The following is a 26,253-nucleotide window of genomic DNA, read 5'->3' as shown; positions in this document are numbered from 1 at the left end:
CTTTTACTCGCGGTAGAATAAACCTTTTGACCGCCCGGCGCAGACGGGCGAGGTATGCGAACACTCGCACTCCGCCGGGGGGTGGAGACGGCGACCGTACTGGAGAAGCCACGGCCAGTGCCGTCGGAGGGGGAGGCGCTCGTCCGGACGCTCCGGGTCGGGATCGACGGGACGGACCACGAGATCGTCGCCGGGGAACACGGCGGCTTTCCGGAGGGGGACGACCACCTCGTGATCGGTCACGAGGCGGTCGGCGTCGTGGCGGAGTCGAACGGAACGTCGCTGTCGGAGGGGGACGTGGTCGTGCCGACGGTGCGGCGGCCGCCGAACGGCGACAACGACTACTTCCGGCGGGGTGAGCCGGACATGGCGCCGCCGTCGGCGTACCACGAGCGGGGGATCGACGGCGCCCACGGGTTCGCGGCGGAGTACTTCACGTCGGCGGCGGAGTTCCTCGTAGAGATCCCGTCGGAGCTGGCGGAGCTGGGCTACCTCGTGGAGCCAATCTCCATCACCGAGAAGGCGTTGGAGTTGGCGCGAACCTCGCGGTCGTCGTTCGAGTGGTCGCCGTCGTCGGCGCTCGTGTTGGGCAACGGCAGTCTGGGGCTGACGACGCTGGCGATGCTAGACGACGAGATCGACCGGATCTACTGTCTGGGCCGGCGCGACCGGCCGGACCCGACCGTCGACATCATCGAGCGGCTGGGGGCGACGTACGTCGACAGCCGGGAGACGCCGGTGGCGGAGATCACGTCCGTCCACGAGGGGATGGACCTGGTGTACGAGGCGACGGGCTACGCGAAACACGGCGTCGGGAGCGTCCACGCGCTCGCACACAACGGCGTGGCCGCACTGCTGGGCGTCCCGCGGTCGTGGAACTTCGAGATCGACGGCGGCGCCTTCCACGAACAGCTCGTGCTCGGAAATCGTGCGCTCGTCGGCTCCGTCAACGGCAACGTCCGACACTTCCGGCGAGCGATCGACTCGCTGTCGGCACTGCCGGAGTGGTTCACCGACGACCTCGTCACCGGGGTGTACGACCTCTCCGAGTTCGAGCGCGCGTTCGAAGACGACGACAGCACTATCAAGACGGCGGTCGAACTCTCGACTCGATGAAGAACGTCGACGACCTGATCGGGGACGCGGAGACGCTCGCCGACCGAGGGCTGTCGAGAGGGGAGATCGCAGACGAACTGAACGTCTCCCGCGAGACCGCCTCCTGGCTCGTCGAGCGCTCCGGCGCGGCGGCCGGCGAGACGGCCGAGCCGGACGACTCGGCGGGCGGGCCACAGGACATTCACGTCGACTGGTCCACCATCGGCCGCGACAGCGACCGACTCGCACACGTCGGGACGGCGATGGCCGACCTGTTGGAGAAACAGGGCGAAGCGGTCGACCTCACCGTCGGCATCGAGAAGGCCGGCACCCCGTTGGCGACCACCATCGCCAACGGCCTCGGTACGGACATGGCCGCCTACGCCCCGGCGAAACACCAGTGGAACGAGGGTGACATCGACGACCGTGGCGGCGGCTTCTCCCGCAACTTCGCCACGATCCGGGGCCGCGACTGCTACGTCGTCGACGACACGATCACCTCCGGAACGACGATGCGCGAGACCGTCCAGGCGATCCGCGAGGAGGGGGGAAACCCCGTCGCGTGTGTCGTCATCGTGGACAAACAGGGGTTAGACGACGTGGACGGCGTCCCGGTCTACTCGCTCGTGACCGTCCTCGGCGTCGGTCCGGAGTGACCGCTCGGCGACAGACGACCCGCTGCGGCTCTCATCGCTCCGTCCGTCCGTCCCTCTCGTCGACGCTGTCGTTCGCTCCGGCGACCGACCACACGAGCCCGCGAACGCCGCCGACGGCGAGGTAGGTGTACCCGGTCGCCAGCGACGCGACCGTGAACGCGGCCGTCCGGAGCGTCGGGTAGAGACTGCCGGCCGTCACCCCGTCGCCGGCCAGCGCGGACGAGGGGAGGAACGTCGCGGCTGTGACGAAGCCGAACGCCCACAGTTGGGCGGTACTCACCCCGCGGGCGCGGAGCCGGTCGGCGGCGAAGATCGCGATCGCGTACGCGGCCGCTCTGCCGACCTCGGCGGCCGGCCACGCGAACGCGGCGGTCGCCGTCCGGTGGACGCCGACGAGCCCGAGGTTCAGTCCGCCGGCCGCGAACAGGGCTCCGACCGCTCGACGGAGTCCGGCGGTGCGGTCGCTCACGACTCCCCTCCGACGGCGTACACTGTCTCGTCGAACGCCAGGTACAGTCGGCCGTCGGCGACGACCGGCCCGGCTGCCGGGCTCCCGGACGACGACCGAACGACGAACCGTGTCAGGACGGTGCCGGTCTCTCGGTCGACCGCGACCACACCCCGGTCCGTCTGTGCGTACACCGTGTCGTCGGCGACGACCGGTCCCGCGAGAGCCAGCCCGGGTACCCGACAGGTCCACGCCGTCGTCCCGTCCGCGACCGACACCGCGAGGAGTCGGTCGTCGACGACACAGAACAACCGGTCCCCGTCGGTCGCGGGGGGACCCGTCAGTTCGGTGTCCCGACGCCAGTGTCGCCGTCCGTCGGCGAGCCCGTAGGCCGCGAGCGTCTCGCCGACGGCGACGAACCGGTCGGCGGCGATCACGCCCCCGACGGGGTCGGCCTCCCGGGTGTGCCAGTCGCGGCGACGGGTGGTCGTGTCGAGCGCGACCAGCCCCGCGCCGTCCGGGTCCGGGCCGACGAGCCGGCCGTCGGCCCACGCGGCCGGCAACGGACCGGGGGCACGCCACCGTTCCAGCCCGGTGTCCGTGTCGACCGCGACCACACTGTCGCCGACGCCCGCGAGGAGCGTGTTGCCGACGAACACCGACCCGTCGACCGCGCTCGACGGCGACAGCCGCCAGCGAACCCCGCCCCGTCGGTCGAGCGCGTACACCCCTCCGTCTACCCGGACGAGCGGCCCGTCGTCGACACCCAGGAGTGCGTTCACCCACAACGGTGCCTCGAACGGGCCCAGCGACCGGACGCGCCGACGGAGGTCGCCGTCGCGCGCGAGAACGGTGACCCCATCGTGCGTGGCGGCGACGACCCCGCGGTCACCGACGAGCAACGACCCGACGAGCTGCCGGTCGGCGACCCGAGTCTCCCAGACGAGGTCGAGACTCGCCGTCGGGCCGGGCGTCGGGGTGGCCGCGGTCCGTGCGGGATCACGCCGCGGGAGCGGCCAGTTCGTGTTCGCTGGCGTCCACGACGCCGGCGCTCGGAACCGGTCGGCCGGGAGCCACAGTCCGACGGCCGCGGCACCGACGGCGGTGAGTAGTCCACGACGGGCGGCGCGGCGGTCGGTCGTCACCGCCGTCGGGCACGGCGAGCGGCGTCGGCGACACTCCGGGCCGTCGCCGCGTCGTCGGTCACGCGTCGCCGGGGGAGCGGCACCGGCAACGACTGTGTGACGGAGACGGTCGCGTCGTCGTCGTGGTCGACTCCGGACAGTGCCCACCACGGCAGGAGGTAGCCGCCGAAGTCGTCCGAGCGGCCGAGCACGACACCCTCCTCGACGACGACCAACTCGCCGTCACCGTCACTCAACAACACCGTCGGGATCACGCCCGCGGCGACGACCGCCGGACCGGGGGGAGAGCCCAGCACGACGCCGACGAGCCAGATCGCGCCCGCCGACAACGGAACCTGGACGGCGGCCCGGCGGTACCGCGGCACCGTCGTGTCCGCCCGCGCGAGGACCGTCCCGTCGCGCACCCGTCGGTCGGCGAGCGCCCCCTCGCCGGCGGTACAGAGGAGGACACCGAACAACGCCGTGACGAGAGCGTACAACTCGCCGGGGAGACTCGCGGGCGTCTGCGCCGCCCACCACGTCGCCGCGGCCACGACGGCGACGGCGCCCCCACCGACGACGAGGTGGCCGCGACGGTCGACGAGCCGGTCGGACAGTCTCGGGAGGGTAGCCAGGAGGCCACCGGCCGCCAGGGCGACGCCCACGGCGACGAACACGGCGTCTCCACCGACGGTCGCGGCGGTCCAGCCGGCGACGGCGGCGAGGAGTCCGGCGGTCGTTCCAACCACCCAGTGCGGGTGCTGCCTGTCGGTCACGGTGGCTACTGTAGTGTCCGCGTCCAAAAATCCCGCCACGAGTTTCACGCTCACGCTCGGTCGCGCACCCGGTCGATCCCGCGGCGAGCGCGGTCGGCGAGGAGACCGACCAACAGGACGGCCACGCCGACGAGTCGGACGCGGGTGCGAGCAGCCGGCCGCGGCTGGAAGTCGACCGCCAACAGCCGGTCGTACGCCCACGCGGCCGTCGCCAACAGCTGCCCGGGAGCGAAGAGGTGGACGAGCCCGGAGCCGACACAGAGGACGCTCGTGTACAACAGCGTGTCGCGGAGTCTCACGACACCGTGTTCCGGCGTCGCGGGACAAAACTCCGGCGTTCGGGCGTCGGTCGGGAAACGACGTGTCTCGACCGTCTCGCGGTGATCGGGGTCAGATCGACAGGAGACGGTCGGATCGACAGGAGACGGGGTCGACGCCGTCTCAGGCCAGCAGCAACGCCGCGACGGCGACTGTCGTCACGACCGCCAACAGGTCCGCGGCCAGCTGTACCCGACGGTCGACGGTCGCCAGGAACTGACCGGCCTCCCGCGCCTCGTCCGGCGACAGCGCCACGCCGAGGTCGCCGGCCGACAGTGATCCCCACAGCGCACACGTCCCGGCGACCGGCAGCGCCGCGGTACCGGAGACGGCGTCGACGGCCCGTAGTCCGGCGGCGACGCCCAAGAACACGACGAGCGGCGCGACCGCGACGAGCCGGATCAGCCACAGCGGGCTCTCCCCGTCGAGTTCCGCGTCGAACTGCCACAGCGGGGAGACGGGGCCGTCCCACTCCGGCAGCGGCGTGACGGTGATCGACAGCCCGGCAGCGACCGCCGGCAGCGCGTGTGCGAGTTCGTGCGGGAAGACGACGGCGGCGGCGAGACGGCGGAGGGGCCCGGCTGACATCCGTCCGACACTCCGTGGCGAACGGGAAAGAGCCCGTCGCCGGGGGAGGCGCCCGACGGCGGCCCAGACTAGAAACGCCTGGCGGCGACCCAGACTACGTCATCGCCTCCACCCGCACGTCCGGGTTCGCCCGGTAGAACTCGACGAGGGCGTCCACGTACGACTCGAACCGGGGACAGGTGACACCCGTGTCCGCCAGCGCGCGTTGTGTCGCGGGGTTGGCGTACCGCGTCGGGTGGTCGAAGTAGTCCACCGTCGCCGGCTCGGCGGTGACGCCACGGTCTGCCAGCGCCCGCACGCCACGGACGACCGCCGACTTCGGCGCCGGGAGGGTGACGGCACGGTGGCCGAGCGCCCCTGCGAGTGTCTGGACGAACTGCGAGACGGTCGGCGGCGCCGGGTCACACAGCTGGAACGTCTCGCCGACCGTGTCCGCCCGTCCGGACAGCTCCGTGATCGCGTCCACGACGAAGTCCCGCGGGACGACGTTCAGTTCCGTCCGAGCGGCGCCCGGCAGCGCCGGCAGCACGGACAGCGCCGACGGCTGAGCGTCCAACAGTCGGAGGAAGTAGTACGGTCCGTCGAACTTCTCGGTCGCGCCCGTGTCGCTGTCACCGACGACGATCGCCGGACGGTACACCGTGGCTGGCAGTCCCGCCTCCATCGCCTCCCGGACGAGCACCTCCGCGCGGTACTTCGTCGCCTCGTAGTGGTTGTTGAACGACTGCCCCTCCCGGAGGTGATCCTCGGTGAACACGCCGTCGTAGCGCCCGCTGACGTAACAGGTGCTGGCGTAGTGGAGCCGGGAGACGCCGGCGTCTTCGGCGAAGTCGACGACGTGACGAGTACCGTCGACGTTGACAGCCTCCCCGAGCTCGCGGCTCACCGCCAGGTCGTAGACGGCCGCGAAGTGGTAGACGGTCGAGACGGACTGGAGCCGCTCTCGTTCGTCACCGAGCCCGAGATCCGGCTCCGTGATGTCCCCCTCGACGAGTCGGAGCTGGTCGGGGTCGTCGCTGCCGCCGCGTCGGGCCGCCGCCGCGAGGAGCTCCGGCACGCGCGCCTCGGCAGCCTCGCGGTGGTGTGACTGAACAAGACAGACGGTGGGCCCCTCGCCGCGGGCCAGCAGCCGCGGGATCAGCGCCGAACCCAGGAACCCCGGGAACCCGGTCACCAACACGTCGGCGTCTGTGGCTGTCATCGTCTCGACCACCGTGGCCGGCGGCCTGAAGCTTACGACCCCGGCGGCGCCCCGGCCCCGACCCCCTGGCGCCGCCCGCCGCGACCCGAGTCGGTGCCGTTCGCGCGCCCTCCACGGGCTTCATCAGCGGTGCCGTCCGAACGTGGGTGTGCCCACAGTCGCAGCCTGCCAGATGGCCGTCGCGGACCTCGACCCTGCCCAAAATCGTCGCGTGATCGCCGACCGGATCGCCGGGCTCCCGGACCGTGTCGACCTCGCGGTGTTCCCGGAGTACGCTCTCACGGGGTTCGTCGCCGACGACCGAGTCTACGACGCCGCCGTCGCCCGCGACGGCCCGGCGGTGACGGCCATCGGCGAGCGGGCTCGCGAGGCGGGCGTCGCCGTCACCGTCGGTCTCGTCGAGGACGGCCCAGAGGGCTACCACAACGCGACCGTCTACGTCGGGGCCGACGGGGAGACCGCGGTGTACCGGAAGCGACACCTCTGGGCGGCCGAGAGCGAGTGGCTGACGCCCGGAACGGAGTCGGTCGTCGTCGACACTCCCGCCGGCCGGGCCGGGCTGGTGACGTGTTACGACCTCAACTTCGTCGATCGGAGCGCGGAGTTGGCCCGCCCGGCGGTCGAACTCCTGCTCGTCGGCGGCGCCTGGCCGGCCGCCCACAGCGAGAACTGGCGACTCCTCCTCCGAGCACGGGCACTGGACGGCGTCCGGTGGGTCGTCGGTGCCGGCCGCACAGGGCGCCGACGGCTGGCCGACGCCGACCCGGCGCAGTACGCCGGCCGGTCGCTCGTCGCCCGCCCGGACGGCGGCGTCCACCGAGAGCTCGACCGCGGCGAACGCGACCTCGTCACCGAACTGGACCCGGCGTTGTTGGCGGATCAGCGTTCGCTCGTCGGCGTGTTCGACGAGGAGTGACCGCTGTCGGCGGGCCCGTCCCGTGATCGCGCTGGCCCCGCCGGCTCACTCCGCGTCCCCGTCGGCCAGCGCCCACGCCACCGCGGCGTCGACGACGGCTGTCGCCGTCTCGAAGGCGTACGCCTCGTTGTCGACGACCGCCCGGAGCTCGTCGACGTGTCGCGACAACGCCGGCACGGACCGCCTCGCCGGGAGCCGGCCGTCCGTCGCACCTGTCGCGCCCGGCGCGTCCGCCGTCGCCGACTCCTCCGACGCGAGTGCCGCCGCGAGCCCGGCGCGGACGAGCGCTCGATCCGTCTCGTAGCTGTCGTTCGCCGCCGTGGCCGACGACAGCGCCGTCTCCACCGCCGGGTGGGTCTGGAGGTCGACCGACAGCGCCTCCCGCTCGTCGCCCGTCGCCTCCCCCGACAGCAGCGCGACCAAGTAGTCGTCCACCGCCGTCGTCACCGCGGCCTCCGGCTCCGACTCCCCGGTCGCTTGCGGCGCCAACACCAGCGCCAACGGACTCACCGTCGGCCCGGTCGCGTCGTCAACCTCTCCGGCCCCGGCGTCGGTCGTTCCAGTCGTCTCGTCGTCGGGGGCCGTTTCGGCGGTCGGTGTGTCGTTGTCGGCCGTCTCGTCGTCGCTGTCGGTCAGACTGTCGTCGCTGTCGGTCGGATCGACTGCCGTGGTGTCGCTGTTGTCGGCTACTGCGGCGTCGCCGACGGCTCCGTCGCCCGACCCGTTCGCTCTGGTCGTCTCGTCGTTTTCGGTCGTCTTGTTGTCGTTGTCGATCGTCTCGTCGTCTTCGGTCGTCTTGTTGTCGTTGTCGCCCGTCTCGTCGTCGGTTGTCTTGTTGTCGTTGTCGCCCGTCTCGTCGTCGGTCGTCTTGTTGTCGTTGTCGCCCGTCTCGTCGTCGTCGATCGTCTCGTCGTCACTATCGGCCGCTCCGGCTCCGGGCTCGTCGCCCGTCTCGACGGCGTCGCCGAAGTCACTCTTCGGCTCACCGCCCGCCCGTTCGTTGCCGCCCGCGGTCTCACCGTCTGTGGAAGGAGTGTCTGCGCCGTCTGGCGCCTCGCCGTCGTTGTCCGACGGTCCCGTGAGCGCGTCGTCGCCGCTCGCCGTCTCGACAGACGCCGTGCCCGCCCCCGCGGTGTCGTCAGTCTCGTCCAGTCCGGGCGGGTCGTCCGTTGGATCCGCCCCGTCTTCGCTGCTCTCGGCTCCGTTGGTCTCGGCTTCGTTGGTCTCGGCTTCGCTACTCTCGGCTTCGCTGCTCTCGGCTCCGTTGGTCTCGGCTTCGCTGCTCTCGGCTTCGTTGGTCTCGGCTTCGCTGCTCTCGGCTTCGTTGGTCTCGGCTTCGCTGCTCTCGGCTTCGTTGGTCTCGGCTTCGCTGCTCTCGGCTTCGTTGGTCTCGGCTTCGCTGCTCTCGGCTTCGTTGGTCTCGGCTTCGCTGCTCTCGGCTTCGTTGGTCTCGGCTTCGCTGCTCTCGGCTTCGTTGGTCTCGGCTTCGCTGCTCTCGGCTTCGTTGGTCTCGCTCCCCGAGTCGGTCGAGCCTTCGGCGACGGCAGCGCGCTGTTCGGCCGCCAACTCCGCCGCCTCCTCCGGCGTGAGTCCGACCTCGTCGAGCAGCGCCTGCGCCTGGGGGTCCGGCTCGATGTCGTCCGTCGCGCCAGTGGTCCTGATCGGGCCATCCGGCGCCGGTCGACCCGGGTCCCCGTCGGTCGTGTCCTCGTTGTCTGACATTGTCTCCTGTGTGTCGTTCGTCGCCGGCGCGCTGCCACTACTCGCCGCCTGGCGTCGTCTCCGGTGGTTCCGGCGTCACTCGCCGTCTCCCGGTCGACGGTCGGCGACGCGGTGTCGGTCGTGCGTCTCTGCCGGTGGTGTAACGGGTCGACGAGTCGCCCGGCGTCGAATCCCCTCGCCGTCGGCTCCGTCTCCCCCTCCCGTCCAGTTTCGGGCGGGGGGGGGGGGCGACGTCGGTCGTGTCGGCCACGGCGACTGCGGGCGTCCGGCTCCCACCGACGGCGTAGCTGCCGTCCACCCACGGCGGGAGTCGCCGGCCGGTGCCGTCGTAACGACTCGTTGCCCGCTGCGTGGTCGGCGTGTCGATACGAGACGCACACGGTCTGTGGTAAGAAATCACACAGGGTTAGATCTTCGCATTTATCGGCCGCAGTCTAGCACTTCTCCCTCCGTCGAGACGGATGAACGAGCGTGACGTAGAAAGATACTCCGACACCCACCGAGAACGACCACGCTATCTGTGCCCGACCGAACGAAAACTGGAGACGGGAACAGACGCCGGGTACGGGCCTCTCGTGACGCCGACTCTGGCCGTTCCGGCGGTTCACGTCACTGGAGCGGGTTGTCGAACCAGTCCGTCTCGTACGTGGCACCGATCTTGACGATGGTGGCACAGACGGAACGGTCGATCGGTGAACAGACGTTGACGCAGACGTCGCCCCCGCCGATTCCGAGTGAAATTCGGGCCTCTTCGCCGCCGTTCCTCGTCTCGAAGCCGACCTCCCCACAGATCTCGACGGAACCAGCGGGGAGCTTCCCGGGGAGTTTCGTCCCGGCATCGATGCAGAAGCCGTCGTACTTCCCGGGTCCGATACCGAAGCTCGGCCCCGCCAGCCTCAGCGTGATCTCGGTGTTTCCACCCGAGAGAACCACGTCCACGAACGACGAACCGCTGACTTCGACAACACTCGTCCCGGTGATCTTGAACCCGGCGCTGACAGAAGAACACAGTTCGACTCCCTCGATAGTGGCGCAACCGAGGTCTCCGCCGACGGTGAAGGTGTCGAGGTACTGGCTCTGGAACTCTCGGTCGACGGTGATGGGGGCGTCCCGCTCGCGGTGTGCACCGGGCTCGGTGATCGCGTCGTACTCGCCCGACGGCGGTCGCGCGTTCTCGAACTCGCCGAAGTAGGTGTCCGGGTGGTCTTCACCCATCGTCACGGACTCGTCGACCTCGCGGAGCGAGTCGGCTCCACCGAGCAGTTCCGCTCGACGGTCGTTGTACTTGCGGCGGCGGCCGACGTGACGCGACTCGCGCACCGAGTTCACCAGTTCGTCTTCGGTCAGCCGGCCGTCTTCGGCCGCAGCCTGTCCGGTGATGCCACCCAGACCGATCACCGCACCGCCGAACCCGCCCGACGCCGCGAGCACTTCCCGTCTGGTCGTATCTCTACGCTCTTGTGGTTCCCTTCCACCGTTATCTTGCATCGCAACAGGCAGTATCTATTGCAAAATAGTATACCGTCTGATAGATAAGAAATAGATACATTTAGGACAAGAAAAGCTAGCAACGATATCGTCGTATCTACTACGGGGTGAGTGGGGAGCGCCATGCTGCTCACTTGCCGTCCGAACGGCCGGGTCGTCCCGTCAGCTCGTCGGCGCGTGTTGAGTCAGATCCCGGCGGGGGGTCGGTGTGAGTCTCGTCGTGGAGTCGTCACCATCGAGTCCCGACCGTCGTTCCCCGCGGGTACGGTACCGTTCGAGCAGGAGCTTGCCGGCCCCGAGACCGCCAGCAGCGACAACGGGCCACACAGTTTGTGCCGTCGACTCGCCGAGAACCGGGGAGAAGAGAAATTCGCTCGTGACCAACGTCACGAGCAGGTAGACGGCCGACGGGAACAGCCCGAAGATGTAGATCAACATGTAGGTTGCCTGCATATCGAGCACCATGTACGCCGTCAGTCGTTCGTACCGGCCGGTGGCGACGTGACACCGGTAGAACCGAACGATCTGTGCGACGACGACAATCGCACCGACGGCGGCGACGACCGGTCGATCGAACATGGTGAAGGCGGCGATCAGCTCCGAGGTACTCCCGCCGCTTCTCCACCCGATCCCGCCGTCGGTGGCGAGTCCGGCCCCGACACCGAGCACACCGATCGCCATGAGGAGCGCTGTCGGGACGGCGAACCGGAGGTTCTTCGGGTAGACCGGCGGGACACCCGGGAGCGACACCTGTCTGTCGGCGTCGAACCGCTCGTCGATCCAGTCGACCGGCCCCGGAAAGAAGAGAGCCCCACGCTCTCGGATGTCTGTCTCCGGTCGTGTGACCATCGCCAGACCACCGTACAACAGCCACACTGTCACGAGTTCGACGAAGATCCAGATCCCGACCACGGTGGTCGTGAGATCGAACACGAGATACGTGACTACGACGAGCACTACTGGGACCGCGAGTACTCCAAAATCAGTCTGCCCGGCGTCCATTTCTGTTGGCGCACGGACGTACCTGGCCGTCAGAGATGATTGTTTCGACAAGCCGGGACAAGACGAGGAGCGACGGCCGCGAGCAGACACGAACCGCCCGGACTCACCACTCCATCTCCCAGGCCGTCCGTTCCCCGTCACGCGAGGGCACCTGCTCCAACACCGGCATCGTCCCGACGGTGGTGTCGACGACCCCTTTGAACGCACCGCGGCCGAACGAGTCCGGGTACGGGTACGCGTCGGTGAGACCGACGCGAGCGCTACGGTCCCCGGTGGACTCGAACGTGTACCCCCCGCCGGGCGCGTCCATCTCGCTGTCTCTGTACGCGTCTCGGTGGGCGTCGTCCAGGAACGCGAGTCGTTCCTCGACACCCTCGACCCCGTCGGGCCACGGGACGGCCTTCGAGGCGGCGCGACCACCCTTCTCCATCGTCTTCTCGCCGGCCTCCGCCTCCAGTCGGTCGAACGCGGCGACGATGTCGCCGGTCCGGTACCACTCGTCGGCGTCGGCGCCGCCCAGCACCTCGTCGAACACCGTCTCCACTCGGCGCTCGAACACTGGTGACACGTCTGCCGCCGCCGCCACGAACGAGGCGACGTACCGGCCGTCACCCTCGGAGTCGGGGTCGTACGCTGGCATACGACTATTGTTCGAACTAACTGTATTAGTATCTTCCTACGAGCTAGCGAGCCAAACGCGACGAGCGTGCCGATCTCCACGACTCCGGGTCGGAACCCGGCTCGGGGTCCGAGTCGAAGTTCGAACGTGACTCCGACTTCGGCTCTGGGTCGGCGTCCGAACCTGGCCACCACTCCGACCGCGTCGTTGATACGCGCCGCGCCGTTACGACACCGTAGTGAGTGTCACCGCGGCAGTCGAGATCGACGCCCCGCCGGCGGCGGTGTGGGAGGCCCTGACCGCCTTCGAGCGGTACGGCGCCTGGAACCCGTTGCTCCCGCGTGTCGAGGGGGAGCCAGTCGAGGGAGAGTCGGTGCGGGCCGTGATCGCTCAGCCACGATTCCCTCCGGTGCCGATCCGGGCGGAGATCACCCGCGTCGACCCGGAGCGAGAACTCGCCTGGGAGGCGGCGGTCCCCGGCGGCGGGCTCGTGCGGGTGAGTCACGCCTTCCAACTGCGGCCGCTGGCGGGGGGCGACCGGACGGAGTTCACCCAACTCGAGCGGCTCGACGGTCCGGTCGGCGCGGCGGTGCCGTCGTCGCTCGTCGGCTTCCTCGCCGACGGCTTCGACGAGATGAACGAGGCGCTGACCCGCCGCGTCGAGTCGGGGGCGTACGCCGACGGGGTGCCGGACCACGCCGACCACAACCGGTAAGCGCGCCGCGGCCCTCCAGTTGCTGTGGAAGACATCGTCGACTGGCTCCGGAACCGACCGTACTACCGGGGGCAGATCGCGGACAGCCGCGTACTCCCGGGTCGTGAGCCGTCGTTCACCGACGTCGAGCTGGAGTCGCGGCTGGCCGACGCCCTCGCGGACCGCGGAATCGACGCGCTGTACGACCACCAAGCGGACGCGATCGACGCCGTCCGCGACGGCGACAACGTCGTGTTGGCCACCCGAACCGCGAGCGGCAAGAGCCTCGCGTACACCGTCCCGGCGTTCGAACGGGCGATGGACCACGGCGGTCGGACGCTGTACCTCGGCCCGCAGAACGCTCTGATCGAAGACCAGGAGGAGACCCTGTCGGAACTAGCCCACGACCTGGGGTTCGGCTCTCGTGTGTCCGTCGACCAGTACACCGGCCGGATGAGCGACGGCGAGAAACGCGACGTGCGGGACCGCCAGCCGACGGTCGTCCTGTCGAACCCGGACATGGTCCACTACGCGCTGTTGCCACACGCCTACCGCCTGTGGGAGTGGTTCTTCTCGTCGCTGGAACTGGTCGTGATCGACGAGGTTCACAGCTACCGCGGCGTGTTCGGCAGCCAGGTGGCGCTGACGCTCCGCCGGCTCCGCCGGCTCTGCGAGCGGTACGACGCCGACCCGCAGTTCGTCTGTTGTTCCGCCACGATCGGCAACCCGGTGGACCACGCCGCCCGGACGGTCGGCGCCCCGGAGTCGTCGTTCACGCTCGTCGACGAGGACACCTCCGGGCGCGGTCCGCGCCACTGGGTGCTGTGGAACCCTCCGGAGTACACCGACCGCCAGCAGGAGCGCCAGAGCGGCCGCCGGAAGTCGAGTCACACGGAGGCGAAACAGCTGTTCGTCGACCTGTTGTCTCAGGGCCACCAGACGTTGGCGTTCACCCGCGCCCGCCAGACCGCAGAGCGGTACGCCACCGACAGCGCCGACGAACTCCGTGAACGGGGCCGGAACGACCTCGCGGGCAGCGTGGAGGCGTACCAGGCGGCGCTCACACACGACCGCCGCCGGGAGATCGAAGACGGGCTCCACGCCGGCGACGTACGCGGCGTCTGGTCGACGAACGCGCTCGAGCTCGGCGTCGACGTGGGCGGGCTGGACGCCGTCCTGTTGGACGGCTACCCCGGCACCCGGATGTCGGCGTTCCAACAGGCGGGGCGCGCCGGTCGCGGCGACGACCCAGCGCTCGTCGTGATGGTGGGCGGGGAGGACCAACTGGACCAGTACCTGCTGTCGAATCCGGACGACTTCTTCGACGGCGAACCGGAAGACGCCGTCTCCGACCCGGACAACGACACCCTCCTGCCGGACCACGTCGCCGCCGCCGCCGCCGAGAACTGGCTGTCCCCGGACGACGACCGCCACTTCGGGGAGACGTTCCCGGACGTCGTCGCCGACTTGGAGACCGACGGGGCCCTGGAGCGCCGCGAGACCGGCCGCGGCACTCGGTGGACCCACGCCGGCGAGGAGAGTCCTCACTACTCGATGAACCTCCGGACCGTCGAGGACAGAGAGATCACGCTCCGTGGCGCCCGCTCGAACGAACGGATCGCCTCGCTGTCGTTCGGCGACGCCTTGCGCGACGCCCACCCGGGCGCGATCTACCACCACCAGGGGACGGACTACGAGGTGACGGAGCTGGATCTGGACCGCGACACCGCCGAGCTCCAGCCCACCTGGGCCGACTACTACACGTCCGTCCTCACGGACAAGGACGTGACCGTCGGCGAGGAACACCGGCGGAAGACGCTGTCTGCCCGGCCGGACGTGACCGTCCGGTTCGGCACCGTCACCGTCCGCGAGCAGATCACCGGGTTCGAACGGAAGGACGGCACCACCGGAGAGACGCTGGGGCGCGAGCCGTTGGACCTCCCGGAGACCTCCCTCGAAACGCGGGCGTTCTACTACACCGTCCCCGAGGACCTGGAGGTACGGATGCGGGAACACGGCGGCGAGTACGGCTTCAACGGCGGCATCCACGCCGCCGAGCACGGCAGTATCTCGTTGCTCCCGCTGTGGCTGTTGTGTGACCGCGCCGACGTGGGCGGGCTGTCGACCCCGTACCACCCAGAGCTGGAGGCGCCGACCGTGTTCGTCTACGACGGCCACCCCGGCGGCGTCGGGATCACCCGCACCGCCTTCGACGACGTGGAGGAACTGCTCGCACAGACCGCCCGTACCATCGCCGCCTGTGACTGCGAGGAGGGGTGTCCGGCGTGTGTCCAGTCGCCACACTGCGGCAACGCCAACGACCCGCTGTCGAAGCCGGAGGCGACGACGCTCGCGGCCGAGTTGGCCGGGGTCGAGGTGGACGGCGGAATCTGACCCTCGCTCCCGTGTGAAAGAGCCACACGGAGCAGCAACACTCTTGTGACAGGAACACTCGTTCGGAGACAGATGCAGACCGTACACGCGACGCGCCGGTGAGCGCGTCGACGGGGACGCGCTCGTCGGGACGGCACGGACGGCTCTTCTCGCGCCGAGTGGCGTATCCGTCCGTGGGACGAACTGTTCGACGAGCGACGCGTCGTCCGTCGCCCGGGTCGTCACCCCGACCGTGACGGGCCGGGTCGGCGCGGCGGCGACGACACGAATGCAACGAGAGAGACTCGACGGCGGGCGCGCGGTGATCGCGGCCCGCGACGCGGACGAACGACCGGACACGGACGAGATCGAACGCCTCGCCGCGGCGGCGGGGTTCGAGACAGTGACGACAGTGACTCAGCGGCGCCGCGAAGACCGAACGTACAACCTCGGGCGCGGCCGAGCGGAGACGCTGGCGGAACGGGTCGCCGAGACGGATGCGGACGCAGTGATCTTCGACGGACAGCTCACTCCCGGCCAGCACGGTGACCTCCGGGGTCTGTTGCCGGACGGGACGGAGCTGATCGACCGCTACCGACTCGTCTTGGAGATCTTCGCGGACGGCGCGGGCGACGAACGGGCGAAGAAACAGGTGGAGTTGGCCACCCTGGAGTACGAGTACCCCCGGCTCAGACAGACGACGGAGGTACAGTCGATGAGCTCCCGGACGGAGAAGGGGTCGATCGTCTACGACGTGGACGACCGGATCGACCGGCTGCGGACGGAGATCCAGTCGCTGTCGGCGTCGGCGGCGGAACGCCGGGCCGAGCGGCGCGAACAGGGGTTCGACCTGGTCGCGCTCGCGGGCTACACGAACGCCGGGAAGTCGACGCTGCTCCACCGGCTGGCCGACGACCTGTCGCTGTCGGCGTTGGCGGAGAACCACGGCGACGAGACGGTGACGGCGAACACGGAGGATCGACTGTTCGAGACGCTGGAGACGACGACCCGGCGTGCGACGGTGGACGGTCGGCGGCTGCTCGTCACGGACACGGTCGGGCTGATCGACGACCTCCCGCACGACCTCGTGGAGTCGTTCTCGGCGACGCTGGGAGAGATTGGCGACAGCGACGCCGTGGTTGCGGTGGTGGACGCCGCCGTCGACGACGAGGCGTTCCGGCGCCGGGCCGAGACCACGCTGGACGTGCTCGCGAGCGAGGCCGACCGGGTGCTCCCGGTGGTCAACAAGGCCGACTTGGTCGACGACGCGACCGTCGCTCGACGGGCGGAGACGCTCGCGCGGCTGGCGCCCGACGCCGAGCAACCGGTCGCCGTCAGCGCCACGGAGGGGGACGGACTCGCGCAACTGCGCGACCGGCTCCGGGCGTTGTTGCCGACGGAGACGACGCGGCTCGAGCTCCCGAACACGGGCGAGACACAGGCGGTTCTGTCGTGGCTCCACGACCACGGGACGGCCGACGTCGACTACGACGGCGACCGAGTCGCGGTGACGTTCGTGGGCCGGCCGGACGTGGTCCGCGAGGCCAGACGGCGGGCCGAAGAGACGACCGACGACTGACGGGGTCGCCCGTGGCGTCGTCGGTCGCGTCGCCTGTGATGTCGTCGGTTGCGTCGCCCGTGGCGCCATCCGCGGCGTTGCCGGCGCGGACGCGGGAGAGACAACCGTTTTCACACCTCCTGTGCGACAGACAGGCGTGCCAGACGACGAGACACACGGGCGCTACGAGGTCGAAGTGAAGGTGCGGGCCACACACGAGACGGTCCGCGAGGCGCTGGCCGACCGCGGGGCGTCGGCGCTGGGGACCGTCGAGCAGACGGACACGTACTACGACGCCCCGGACCGCGACTTCGCGGAGACGGACGAGGCGCTGCGGATCCGCCGGGAGACGGTCGACCCCGACGGGGACGCGACCACTCGGACGAAACTGACGTACAAGGGTCCGCTCGTCGACGCCGGCTCGAAGACCCGCGTGGAACACGAGACGGTCGTCGACGACGACGGTGAATTGACGGGGATCCTGGCGGGGCTGGGGTACGAGCCGGCCGCGACCGTCGAGAAGCGCCGCGACCGCTTCGACCTCGACGGCTACACTGTCACCTTAGACCGCGTGACGGACCTGGGCGAGTTCGTCGAGGTGGAAGCCGAGACGAACGAGACCGGCGTCGAACGCGTCCGCGACGGCGCCCGCGGCCTCCTGTCGAACCTCGGACTCGACCCGACGGAACAGATTCGCACCTCCTACCTCGGGCTCCTGCTCACCGGTAATTCTTCAGAGTAATACGAAGAGCGGCGTTACTTTTCGCAAGTTATAGCAACCGGGCCGGCTCACCCTGTGAGTAATGAGGAACGTGCGCGTCTCCGAGCTGGATCGTGGTGCGGTCGAGGACCAGGACGTGGAGATCGTCGAGCGGAAGGGGATCGGTCACCCGGACTCCATCTGTGACGGGGTCGCGGAGGCAGTGTCGCGGGCGCTGTCGCAGCTGTACCTCGACCGGGTGGGTGAGGTGCTCCACTACAACACCGACGAGACGCAGTTGGTCGCCGGGCGGGCGGCGCCGGCGTTCGGCGGCGGCGAGGTGTTGGAGCCGATCTACCTCCTGATTGTCGGCCGGGCGACGAAACAGTACGACGGCCGGCAGTTCCCCGTCGAGTCGACGGCGTTGGATGCGGCTCGGGAGTACCTGCGAGAGACGGCCCCGGAGCTCGACTTGGGCACGGATGTCGTGATCGACGTGAAGCTGGGCGAGGGGTCGGGCGACCTCCAGAGCGTCTTCTCCGAGGACGGCGTCCAGGTGCCGATGGCCAACGACACCTCCTACGGCGTCGGTCACGCCCCGCTGACGGAGACCGAACGGGTCGTCCTGGAGGCCGAACGGGAGCTGAACGGCTCGTACGCCGACGACAACCCGGCGCTCGGGCCGGACGTGAAGATCATGGGGAAACGCGAGGGCGACCACCTGGACGTGACCGTCGCGGCGGCGATCGTCGACCGACACGTCGACGACCTCGACGACTACCTCGACGCTGTCGCGGGCGTCCGCGAGCGCACCCGGGCGGTCGCCGAGACCCACACCGACCGGTCCGTCTCCGTCGAGGTCAACACCGCAGACGACGTCGAGGAGGGGTCGATCTACCTCACGACGACCGGGCTGTCGGCAGAACAGGGAGACGACGGCTCCGTCGGTCGCGGCAACCGTGCCAACGGGCTCATCACGCCCAACCGGCCGATGAGCATGGAGGCCACCTCCGGCAAGAACCCAGTCAACCACATCGGGAAGATCTACAACCTGCTGTCGACGGAGGTGGCCGAGGCGGTCGTCGCCGAGGTGGACGGCATCCGCGACCTCCAAGTTCGGATCCTCAGCCAGATCGGCCGTCCCATCGACGAGCCCCACGTCGCCGACGCCCGGGTCGTCACGGACGAGGGCGTCGCCGTCGACGACGTGCGCGAGGAGGTCGCGGCCATCGCCGACCGGAAGCTGGCCGAGGTGACGGACGTGACCGAGCGGGCCGTCCACGGCGAACTGACGACGTTCTAGTCGCCGGTCGCGCGGCTCCAGCGCTCCGGCCGTCTCATCCCCGTCCGTCCCCACCTCACGCCTCGCCGTCTCCGTTCTCGCCGATGTCACGCGCGAGCGTCGCCGCGATGGACAACGGGCCCGACTCCTCGAAACGAGTGAGCTCCTCGCCGTCACGGCAGACGACGACCGTCGGGATCAGGTCTACGTCGTACTCGGCCACTCCCGGGCCGACCTTGCCGTCGTCACCGCGTTCGACGGGGTAGACGGTCACGGCGTCGTCGTCGACGCCCGCGGCCTCCAGCACGGCCGCGAACGCCGGCACCTGCCCTCGACAGTCCGGACACCAGTCTGCCGTCCAGACGTGAAACTGGAGCCCGTCTGCGCCCAACGCCTGTACCGTGTCGGCGTGGGCCGTCGGGTCGAACTCCGGGGTCGGCTGCAGCGTCTCCATGTCCGTCGCCGCCAGCGTGGTGGGTGTCGCGTCGCTCACGGCCGGACTACGCGGCGCGCACACGACAACCCTGCGCTCGCGGGCACGCCTGCAGCCTCGACCGGCCGTTCCCGACGGCTCGTGGACCCGTCGTCGTCCGCGACAGCCCGGGGCGTGGGGCTGCGTGACACCTCTCGTGGGTGGGTCGAACCGAGGATTATTTGTGGAACGGAGCTAAGTGGGGCCCGTGACTCAGATCGAAGTCTCGCTGTCGGACCAGACGGAGAGCGAGATGCAACGGCTCGTCGAACAGGGGGAGTTCATCAACAGGGACCAGGCGGTCGAGAAGCTGCTCTCGCGGGGACTGTCCGCCTACCAGACGACGGAGGAGGACGCGGCGACGGAGATGGACGAGAGCATGTTCGACCAGATGACCGACGAACAACAGGACCCCGCTCTCCAGGACGAGGGCACCGACGACGACTACACGTTCTAGTCTCCGGCAGTCGAGACGACGTCGCTCCGAGAGGGGCACCGAGCGTGCCGTTGCGGGAGTATTAAACCCGCGACGAGAGTGACTACACCCATGGTCTCGCCGAGCGAGACGAACGCCGACCTCCTGGAGCACGTCCTCGTCCCCGTGGCCGACGCCGACGACGCCACGGCGACGGCGGCTGCCCTCGCCCCGTACGCCCCAGGACGGGTGACGACGCTCCACGTCGTGGAGAAGGCCGGCGGCGTGCCGGACAAGACCCCCGTCGAACAGTCCGAACAACTGGCCGAGGAGGCGTTCGCGGCCGTTCGTCGGGTGTTTCCGGACGCCGACGACCACGTCACCTACGCGACGGACGTGGTAGACGCGATCTTCGACACCGCCGCCGAGGTGGACGCGTCCGCCGTCGCCTACCGGTCGCGCGGAGGCAACCGAATCCTACAGTTCCTCACCGGCGACCAGTCGCTCCGGCTCGTGACCGAGGGGACCGTCCCCGTCGTCGCGCTCCCGCGGACCCCCGACGACGACTCGACGGACGGGGACGGCGGTGACGACCCAGCGGACGACGACAGCGAGACGGCTGCGTCCGACACGGACGGCGGAGGTGACGGATGAGCAGCGGCGACGAGGAGCTGGCGAAGGACCTCGGGCCGCTGGCGGCCCTGACCATCGGAATCGGGACGATGATCGGGGCCGGGATCTTCGTCCTGCCGGGGACGGCGATCCGGGAGGCGGGCGTGATGGCCATCGCCTCGTTCGTGCTCGGGGGTAGCATCGCGCTGCTGACAGCCTTCTCCGCCTCGGAGCTGGGGACGGCGATGCCCCGCTCCGGCGGGGCGTACTTCTACGTCAACCGGGCGCTCGGACCGTTGTTCGGCTCGATCGCCGGCTGGGCCAACTGGCTCGGGCTCGCGTTCGCGTCCGCCTTCTACATGGTCGGGTTCGGAGAGTACATCGTCGCCATCGTCGGCGAGCAGGTCACGCTGGCCGGCCTCGGCGTGACACTCTCGTTCCCACTGAGCGTGCAGGCGGTGGCGCTCGCCGGCGGCGCCTTCTTCGTGTTCGTCAACTACGTCGGCGCCAAGGAGACGGGCAAGCTCCAGAACGTCATCGTGCTGATCCTCGTCGCGATCCTAGCCGTGTTCACGGTGGTGGGGGCACTCCGCGCCGACCCCGCGAACCTCCCGCCGGCGGCCGGGTTCGGTCCGACGCTGACGACGACGGGGATCATCTTCGTCTCCTACCTGGGGTTCGTCCAGATCACGAGCGTGGCCGAGGAGATCAAGGAGCCTGGCCGCAACCTCCCGCGGGCGATCATCGGCAGTGTCGTGATCGTCACGTCGATCTACGCGCTCGTGCTCGTCACGATGGCTGCCGCGGTCGAACAGGGGTTCATCGCACAACAGGAGATGGCGGGCAACATCACCGTCGTGGAGGTAGCTCGCCGGCTGCTCGGCCCAGTCGGCGCCGTCGCAATGTTGGCCGGCGGGCTGTTGGCGACCGCCTCCTCCGCGAACGCCTCGATCCTGGCGTCCTCGCGGATCAACTTCGCCATGGGGCGCGACGAGATCCTCTCGCCGGAGATCAACCGCGTCCACCCCCGGTTCGGGACGCCGTACCGCGCCATCGGGATCACGGGGGCGCTGATCCTCCTGTTCATCCTCCTCGGTGAGGTGAACCAGCTCGCCTCGCTGGGGAGCTTCCTCCACCTGGTGATCTACGGGCTGCTCAACGTCGCCCTGATCGTGATGCGGGAGGCGGAGGTGCCGGAGTACGAGCCGGAGTACACCGTCCCGTTGTACCCCGCGGTGCCGGTGCTCGGGACACTGCTGTCGTTCGCGCTGATCGCGTACATCTCCCCGACTATCCGGCTGCTCGGGGGCGGGCTCGTCGTCGCGGCGGTGCTGTGGTACGTCCTGTACGCCCGGTCGCGCACCACCGCCGAGGGGGTGTTGTCGGAGTACATCCTGGAACGCGAAGACGACCTCCCGGACCCCGTCGTGTCCGCGGCGACGACCGTCCAGCCGGACGGCGGCCAGTACCGCGTGATGGTGCCGTTGTCGAACCCGGAGACGGAGACGGACCTCGTCACGTTCGCGGCGGCGGCCGCCCGCCAGGGTGGCGGCACCGTCGACGCCGTCCACGTCATCACCGTCCCGGACCAGACCTCACTCCAGTACGCCAAAGACCACTTGGAGGAGTTCGAGGAGGACTACCACGAGGTGTTGGACCAGGCGCACGCAGACGCCGAGACGTTCGGCGTGGGGATCGACACTCACACCGTCGTCTCCCACCGCGGGTACGAGGAGATCTTCGACGCCGCCAACACCCACGAGGCGGACCTCGTCGTGATGGGGTGGGACCCGACGGTCCGCGACAGCGGACGCCTGGAGTCGCGCGTCTCCGAGCTCGGCTCGGGGCTGCCCTGTGACTTCCTCGCCCTGCGTGACCGCGGGTTCGACCCCGAACACGTGCTCCTCCCGACCGCCGGGGGACCGGAGTCGGACCTGTCTGCGGAGCTCGCGTCGATCCTCCGGTCGGAGTACGACGCCGAGATCACGCTCCTCCACGTCACGGACGACGAGGACAGAGGCGTCGAGTTCTTGGACGACTGGGCGCGAGAACACGGCCTGACGGACGTGAACCTCCGGGTGGAGACGGGCGACACGGAGGCGGCCATCCAACGGGCGGCCGCCAACTGCTCGATGGTGATCCTGGGCGCGACCGAGCGGGGGCTCGTCTCCCGGCTCGTCGGCGACTCCACCGTCGACGTGGCGTCGAAACTGGACTGCTCTGTCGTCCTCGCCGAGCGGCCGACGGACCGCTCGCTGCGCGACCGGTTGTTCGGCTGACACTGCGGCCGTGCGACCGCGACACCAGAGCCGTTGCCGGAGTCGGGACGGGTTCAAACCTCCGCCCGCCATACCCTCGGTATGGACGACTCCGTGCTGGAGACGATCGGCTCGCCGCTCGTCAGGGTGAGCGGGCCGGACGGGGGGACCGTCGCCGCGAAACTGGAGTCGCGCAACCCGGGGGGGTCGGCGAAGGACCGCCCGGCCAGCGCGATGGTGGCAGCCGCCGAGGACGCCGGCGAACTGGAGCCGGGCGACGAACTCGTCGAGCCCTCCTCCGGCAACACCGGCGTCGGAATCGCCGTCGCCGCGGCGGCGAAGGGGTACGACGCGACCATCGTGATGCCGGCGTCGAAGAGCCCGGAGCGACGACGCCTCCTGCGGGCGTACGGCGCCACCGTCGAGCTCGTCGACGGCGACATCACCGCGGCCCGCGAACGCGCCGACGAGCTGGTCGCCCAGGGGATGGTCCAGCTCAGCCAGTTCGACAACCCCGCGAACCCGGGCGCCCACTACGAGACCACGGGACCGGAGATTCTCGACCAGTTGGACGGCCGGACGCCGGACGCGCTCGTCTGTGGCGTCGGCACCGGCGGGACGATCACCGGGGTCGGCCGCCGGCTCCGCGAGACGTTCCCGGACGTGGACGTCGTCGCCGTCGAGCCGGAGGCCAACGCGGTGCTCTCGGGCGACGACCCCGGCGAGGACGCCTTCCAGGGGATGGGGCCGGGGTTCGTCAGCCCCAATCTGGACACGGACCTGTTGGACGGGGTCTTGCGCGTCGACCTGGCGGACGCCGAGACGGAGTGTCGCCGGCTGGCCCGTGAGGAGGGGATCCTCGTCGGCCAGTCGTCGGGCGCGTCGAACCTCGCGGCCCGCCGCGTCGCCCGGGCGTTCGTCGACGGGGAGCCGCCGGGCTACCGTCCGGTCGCCGTCGACGGCTGGGAGCCGCGGCCCGACGCCGGCACGGCCGGCCCGGACCCGCTCGTGCTCACGGTGTACTGGGACTCCGGCGAACGCTACATGTCGACCGGACTGTTCGACGCCAACGACGGCTGACGAGACAGAGCTAAGTGAGTGGGGTGCTCGTCTGTGGGTGTGCTCTCGCAGCTGGACCACGAGTCGCTGCGGACCGCGCTGGCGACCGTCGGCGGCTACGGCCTGATCCTCGCCGTCATGACCGTGCTGCTGTTTGGCGTGCCGTTCCTGATCGTGTCGTCGTTGTAGCTCGGTGGCGGGCCTTACCTCGCTAGTCAGTCACGGCTGCGACTGGACCCACTGAGCAATCTGCCGGCTGTAGTCGTCGTACACCGCTAGTCCTGTCTGGAGTGTCTCGTAGACCTCGTCGGTGTCGACGTGCCCGTCCTCGTGGGCCAGAACGTTTCTGAACCCGACGGCAGCGACGAGCGTCTCCGTCGTCTCCTCGCCGAACCCCCCTGTCCCCCAGAGTTCGAACGGCCTCCTTCGAAGAGTTCCCGTCGTACCCGAGGTCTTCCGAAGCGATGCGTCGACCGAGGTCAGAACACGCCCGAATCACGTTCTCGAACACCCGTTCGACGGCCCGTTGCTCTGTCGTGCTCTGACTGAACGCCGCGTGCGACAGCGTATCCCGTCTCTCGGCTAGCTCCCCGTGGTACTGCTCGATCTGTTCTAGTTCGACCGAGACGACGCGCTCGTCAGCCGCGCAGTCTCTCCTCAGCGATCCGGTCGATCACGCGCCGCCGGCGCGTCCGGATCTCCTCGCGTCGCTCGGCAAACTCCGTCTCTACCGACCGCTCGAACGACTCGAAGGCTCCGCTGTCTCCACAGAGGAGACGACCGCCGACCGCGTCGTGAGTCACGTCGAGCGGCAACGACTCCACGTCCACGACATCGACGAACGGCCAACCGTCTCGCTGGAGTTCACCCGAGAGACGGCAGTGCTGTCTGAACCGCTCGCTCGCCGAGAGCTCGTCGACGAACTTCACCGCGAGGTCGAGATCAGAGCCCTCTGTCGGATCGCCGTCGACCTGTGAGCCGAACGCCACCGCGAACAGAACCGTCTCGTCCGCACTGATCGACCGCTCTAAGCCGGCGATTGGCTCCGATTCCCCGTCGGATTCGGCCACACTCGGAGTACGACCGTTCGAGAACGAGTTCCGACGCTACCCGCAGCCGACCCGCCGCCGTTCAGGCGAACGCGACGGCGTCGCCGGCCTCGGCGTCCGTGTCGCCGCTCTGGATCTTCTCCCACGCCTCCCGGAAGTCGGTCATCCGGATCTCCGTCCGGTCGTCCCGGATCGCGAACATCCCGGCCTCCGTGCAGATGGCCTTGATGTCCGCGCCGGACGCCTCCGTCGCCATCCCGGCGAGTTCGGCGAAGTCCACGTCGTCTGCGGTCTTCATGTCGCGGGTGTGGATCTGGAAGATCAGCTCCCGACCCGTCTCGTCCGGCTTGGGCACCTCGATGAGCCGGTCGAACCGGCCCGGCCGGAGGATGGCGGAGTCGAGCATGTCGAACCGGTTGGTGGCGGCGATGATCCGCACCTCGCCACGTTCGTCGAACCCGTCCATCTCGGAGAGCAGCTGCATCATCGTCCGTTGGACCTCGGCGTCACCGGAGGTCTTCGAGTCCGTCCGCTTGGAGGCGATGGCGTCGATCTCGTCGATGAACAACACCGCCGGCTCGTTCTCCCGAGCCACCTCGAACAGGTCACGCACGAGCTTGGCCCCCTCGCCGATGAACTTGTGGACGAGTTCGGAGCCGGCCATCTTGATGAAGGTGGCGTCCGTCTGGTTGGCGACCGCCTTCGCCAGCATCGTCTTCCCGGTTCCCGGCGGCCCGTGGAGCAACACGCCGCTGGGCGGCTGGATGCCGATCTCCTCGAACATGTCCGGGCTCTCCAACGGCATCTCCACCGTCTCGCGCACCTCGGTCATCTGGTCGTCCAACCCACCGATGTCCTCGTAGGTCACGTCCGGGGAGTGGTCGACCTGCATCACCCGAGCCCGAACGTCCGTCTCGTTGTCCAGCCGCTTGACCACCGACAGCGAGTTGTTGACGGCCACGCGGTCGTCCGGCTCCAGCCCCTCCCGCATCTCCGTCGTCACCTCGGTCAACGCCTCCTGGTTGTTGCCGTGTTGCTTGATCACGATTCCGTCGTCCGTCAGCTCCTGCACCGTGGCGACGAACAACGGCGACTGCTTCAGCTTCTTGTTCTCGTGAGTCAGCCGCTCCAGCTTCTGTTGGTACTTGTTGTTCTCGGCGTTGGCGTCCAGGAGACGGTCGCGCATCTCCTCGTTCTGTGACTCCAGCACCTCGAGCCGCTCACGGAGCGCCTCGATCTTCTCCTGACGCGAGGTGTTCTCCTCGTCGTACGGGAAGTCGACTCCCTCCGCCGTGTCTGTCATTGTCATCAGTAGGGCACTGACGGACAAGAGGTTTCGGGTAACGTACCCCACCACCCTCGCGTGATACGCTATGGTAATGAAATGGGATAGTAACTATTATCACTCGGCATACCCACCGTTCGAACAGGATGAGTGCCTCAGAGTCTGCGGTGACAGAGGAGCCGGTCGAGGACGGCTGGGACGCGGTAGCGGACCTGCCGCCGAGTGCGAAGCTCGTCGCCAAGGTGTTGGAGTACGAGGAGACGCTGTCACAGACGGAGATCGCCGAAGAGACGATGCTGCCGCCGCGGACGGTGCGGTACGCCCTCTCGCGGCTGGAGGAGGTGGAGGTCGTCGACTCTCGATTCTCCTTCTCGGACGCGCGAAAGCGCCTGTACACCCTCTCTATCTGACGGAGGACACGTCGAGCCCCGGCGTCGGCCCCCTGTGAACGTCACGGAGAGTTACTACTAGGTTGTCGACGCCGTCCGGGCGGCTGGACAGTGGTGTCTCGGCAGAGAGTCGCGCTCGGGCGAGACCGACAGC

The 26,253-nt window shown here is 69.3% G+C and carries 26 protein-coding genes and 2 pseudogenes; 15 read left to right on the top strand and 13 right to left on the bottom strand.

Annotated features, from left to right (window positions below; all coding sequences use genetic code 11):
- The first annotated feature begins 54 nt into the window (after positions 1-54).
- Positions 55-1,116, top strand: coding sequence for a glucose 1-dehydrogenase (locus RYH79_RS08350; protein WP_370898062.1), 1,062 nt, complete (start codon positions 55-57; stop codon positions 1,114-1,116).
- Entirely contained in the window at positions 1,113-1,751 is a 639-nt protein-coding gene (gfcR, locus tag RYH79_RS08345; protein ID WP_370898060.1) for a transcriptional regulator GfcR, read from the top strand. Before RYH79_RS08350 ends, gfcR begins: the two co-directional genes overlap by 4 nt.
- A 31-nt stretch (positions 1,752-1,782) precedes the next feature.
- Here gfcR and RYH79_RS08340 read toward each other — a convergent pair whose 3' ends face one another.
- The 6 genes from RYH79_RS08340 to RYH79_RS08315 form a co-directional block, all read right to left on the bottom strand.
- Positions 1,783-2,220, bottom strand: a complete 438-nt coding sequence (locus tag RYH79_RS08340; RefSeq protein WP_370898058.1) for a hypothetical protein — start codon at positions 2,218-2,220, stop codon at positions 1,783-1,785.
- On the bottom strand, positions 2,217-3,344 hold the full coding sequence (locus tag RYH79_RS08335; RefSeq protein ID WP_370898056.1) for an outer membrane protein assembly factor BamB family protein: 1,128 nt from the start codon (positions 3,342-3,344) through the stop codon (positions 2,217-2,219). The genes RYH79_RS08340 and RYH79_RS08335 overlap by 4 nt, the downstream gene beginning before the upstream one ends.
- A complete protein-coding gene (locus RYH79_RS08330) occupies positions 3,341-4,099 on the bottom strand; it encodes a hypothetical protein (RefSeq protein WP_370898054.1) in 759 nt (252 codons plus the stop codon). Before RYH79_RS08330 ends, RYH79_RS08335 begins: the two co-directional genes overlap by 4 nt.
- Before the next feature lie 50 nt (positions 4,100-4,149).
- The gene (locus RYH79_RS08325; RefSeq protein ID WP_370898052.1) at positions 4,150-4,398 is read right to left on the bottom strand and encodes a hypothetical protein; all 249 of its coding nucleotides are present in this window, start codon (positions 4,396-4,398) and stop codon (positions 4,150-4,152) included.
- A 142-nt stretch (positions 4,399-4,540) separates the two neighbouring features.
- A complete protein-coding gene (locus RYH79_RS08320) occupies positions 4,541-5,005 on the bottom strand; it encodes a hypothetical protein (protein ID WP_370898050.1) in 465 nt (154 codons plus the stop codon).
- 94 nt (positions 5,006-5,099) lie between these two features.
- Positions 5,100-6,206, bottom strand: a complete 1,107-nt coding sequence (locus RYH79_RS08315) for an SDR family oxidoreductase (RefSeq protein WP_370898048.1) — start codon at positions 6,204-6,206, stop codon at positions 5,100-5,102.
- Between the two features lie 142 nt (positions 6,207-6,348).
- Between RYH79_RS08315 and RYH79_RS08310 the strand changes: the two genes are divergently transcribed.
- Positions 6,349-7,122, top strand: a complete 774-nt coding sequence (locus RYH79_RS08310) for a carbon-nitrogen hydrolase family protein (RefSeq protein ID WP_370898046.1) — start codon at positions 6,349-6,351, stop codon at positions 7,120-7,122.
- A gap of 1,169 nt (positions 7,123-8,291) precedes the next feature.
- Entirely contained in the window at positions 8,292-8,711 is a 420-nt protein-coding gene (locus RYH79_RS08305; RefSeq protein ID WP_370900821.1) for a pentapeptide repeat-containing protein, read from the top strand.
- A 742-nt stretch (positions 8,712-9,453) separates the two neighbouring features.
- On the opposite strand, the gene RYH79_RS08300 is transcribed toward RYH79_RS08305, so the two are convergent.
- The 3 genes from RYH79_RS08300 to RYH79_RS08290 all read right to left on the bottom strand — a co-directional run bounded on the left by RYH79_RS08300 (position 9,454) and on the right by RYH79_RS08290 (position 11,974).
- Entirely contained in the window at positions 9,454-10,275 is an 822-nt protein-coding gene (locus RYH79_RS08300) for a hypothetical protein (RefSeq protein ID WP_370898044.1), read from the bottom strand.
- A 219-nt stretch (positions 10,276-10,494) separates the two neighbouring features.
- The gene (locus tag RYH79_RS08295) at positions 10,495-11,289 is read right to left on the bottom strand and encodes a hypothetical protein (RefSeq protein WP_370898042.1); all 795 of its coding nucleotides are present in this window, start codon (positions 11,287-11,289) and stop codon (positions 10,495-10,497) included.
- 148 nt (positions 11,290-11,437) lie between these two features.
- Positions 11,438-11,974, bottom strand: coding sequence for a hypothetical protein (locus RYH79_RS08290; protein WP_370898040.1), 537 nt, complete (start codon positions 11,972-11,974; stop codon positions 11,438-11,440).
- Positions 11,975-12,191: 217 nt separating this feature from the next.
- Between RYH79_RS08290 and RYH79_RS08285 the strand changes: the two genes are divergently transcribed.
- From RYH79_RS08285 to RYH79_RS08265, 5 genes are all read left to right on the top strand, one after another.
- Complete coding sequence (locus RYH79_RS08285; RefSeq protein WP_370898038.1) at positions 12,192-12,668, top strand: SRPBCC family protein; 477 nt, start codon at positions 12,192-12,194, stop codon at positions 12,666-12,668.
- Between the two features lie 24 nt (positions 12,669-12,692).
- On the top strand, positions 12,693-15,041 hold the full coding sequence (locus tag RYH79_RS08280; protein ID WP_370898036.1) for a DEAD/DEAH box helicase: 2,349 nt from the start codon (positions 12,693-12,695) through the stop codon (positions 15,039-15,041).
- 268 nt (positions 15,042-15,309) lie between these two features.
- On the top strand, positions 15,310-16,599 hold the full coding sequence (gene hflX, locus RYH79_RS08275; RefSeq protein ID WP_370898034.1) for a GTPase HflX: 1,290 nt from the start codon (positions 15,310-15,312) through the stop codon (positions 16,597-16,599).
- A 136-nt stretch (positions 16,600-16,735) separates the two neighbouring features.
- Complete coding sequence (gene cyaB / locus RYH79_RS08270) at positions 16,736-17,320, top strand: class IV adenylate cyclase (protein WP_370898032.1); 585 nt, start codon at positions 16,736-16,738, stop codon at positions 17,318-17,320.
- Positions 17,321-17,381: 61 nt separating this feature from the next.
- The gene (locus RYH79_RS08265; protein ID WP_370898030.1) at positions 17,382-18,581 is read left to right on the top strand and encodes a methionine adenosyltransferase; all 1,200 of its coding nucleotides are present in this window, start codon (positions 17,382-17,384) and stop codon (positions 18,579-18,581) included.
- A 55-nt stretch (positions 18,582-18,636) separates the two neighbouring features.
- Here the strand turns inward: RYH79_RS08265 and RYH79_RS08260 are convergent, their stop codons facing one another.
- The gene (locus RYH79_RS08260; RefSeq protein ID WP_370900819.1) at positions 18,637-19,014 is read right to left on the bottom strand and encodes a thioredoxin family protein; all 378 of its coding nucleotides are present in this window, start codon (positions 19,012-19,014) and stop codon (positions 18,637-18,639) included.
- 226 nt (positions 19,015-19,240) lie between these two features.
- On the opposite strand from RYH79_RS08260, the gene RYH79_RS08255 reads away from it, so the two are divergent.
- From RYH79_RS08255 to RYH79_RS08235, 5 genes and pseudogenes are all read left to right on the top strand, one after another.
- Entirely contained in the window at positions 19,241-19,489 is a 249-nt protein-coding gene (locus tag RYH79_RS08255) for a DUF7120 family protein (RefSeq protein ID WP_370898028.1), read from the top strand.
- Between the two features lie 90 nt (positions 19,490-19,579).
- Positions 19,580-20,014, top strand: a pseudogene (locus RYH79_RS08250) (universal stress protein); the annotation flags it as partial.
- An 83-nt stretch (positions 20,015-20,097) separates the two neighbouring features.
- A complete protein-coding gene (locus RYH79_RS08245) occupies positions 20,098-22,338 on the top strand; it encodes an amino acid permease (protein WP_370898026.1) in 2,241 nt (746 codons plus the stop codon).
- An 81-nt stretch (positions 22,339-22,419) separates the two neighbouring features.
- Positions 22,420-23,397: a PLP-dependent cysteine synthase family protein gene (locus RYH79_RS08240; protein WP_370898024.1), complete on the top strand. Its 978-nt coding sequence runs from the start codon at positions 22,420-22,422 to the stop codon at positions 23,395-23,397.
- A 39-nt stretch (positions 23,398-23,436) separates the two neighbouring features.
- Positions 23,437-23,565, top strand: coding sequence for a hypothetical protein (locus tag RYH79_RS08235; protein ID WP_370898022.1), 129 nt, complete (start codon positions 23,437-23,439; stop codon positions 23,563-23,565).
- A gap of 30 nt (positions 23,566-23,595) precedes the next feature.
- Here RYH79_RS08235 and hepT read toward each other — a convergent pair.
- From hepT to pan1, 3 genes and pseudogenes are all read right to left on the bottom strand, one after another.
- Positions 23,596-23,983: pseudogene (gene hepT / locus RYH79_RS08230) on the bottom strand (type VII toxin-antitoxin system HepT family RNase toxin).
- 31 nt (positions 23,984-24,014) lie between these two features.
- Positions 24,015-24,446, bottom strand: a complete 432-nt coding sequence (locus RYH79_RS08225) for a nucleotidyltransferase domain-containing protein (RefSeq protein ID WP_370898020.1) — start codon at positions 24,444-24,446, stop codon at positions 24,015-24,017.
- Positions 24,447-24,507: 61 nt separating this feature from the next.
- Positions 24,508-25,728, bottom strand: coding sequence for a proteasome-activating nucleotidase Pan1 (gene pan1 / locus RYH79_RS08220; protein ID WP_370898018.1), 1,221 nt, complete (start codon positions 25,726-25,728; stop codon positions 24,508-24,510).
- Positions 25,729-25,856: 128 nt separating this feature from the next.
- Between pan1 and RYH79_RS08215 the strand changes: the two genes are divergently transcribed.
- The gene (locus RYH79_RS08215) at positions 25,857-26,120 is read left to right on the top strand and encodes a winged helix-turn-helix transcriptional regulator (protein WP_370898016.1); all 264 of its coding nucleotides are present in this window, start codon (positions 25,857-25,859) and stop codon (positions 26,118-26,120) included.
- Positions 26,121-26,253: the final 133 nt, after the last annotated feature.

This window comes from Halobaculum sp. MBLA0143, from assembly GCF_041361465.1.
Taxonomy (GTDB): Archaea; Halobacteriota; Halobacteria; order Halobacteriales; family Haloferacaceae; genus JAHENP01.
The sequence above is the reverse complement of the archived record's forward strand: the minus strand, read 5'-3'. Positions and strand labels throughout refer to the sequence as shown.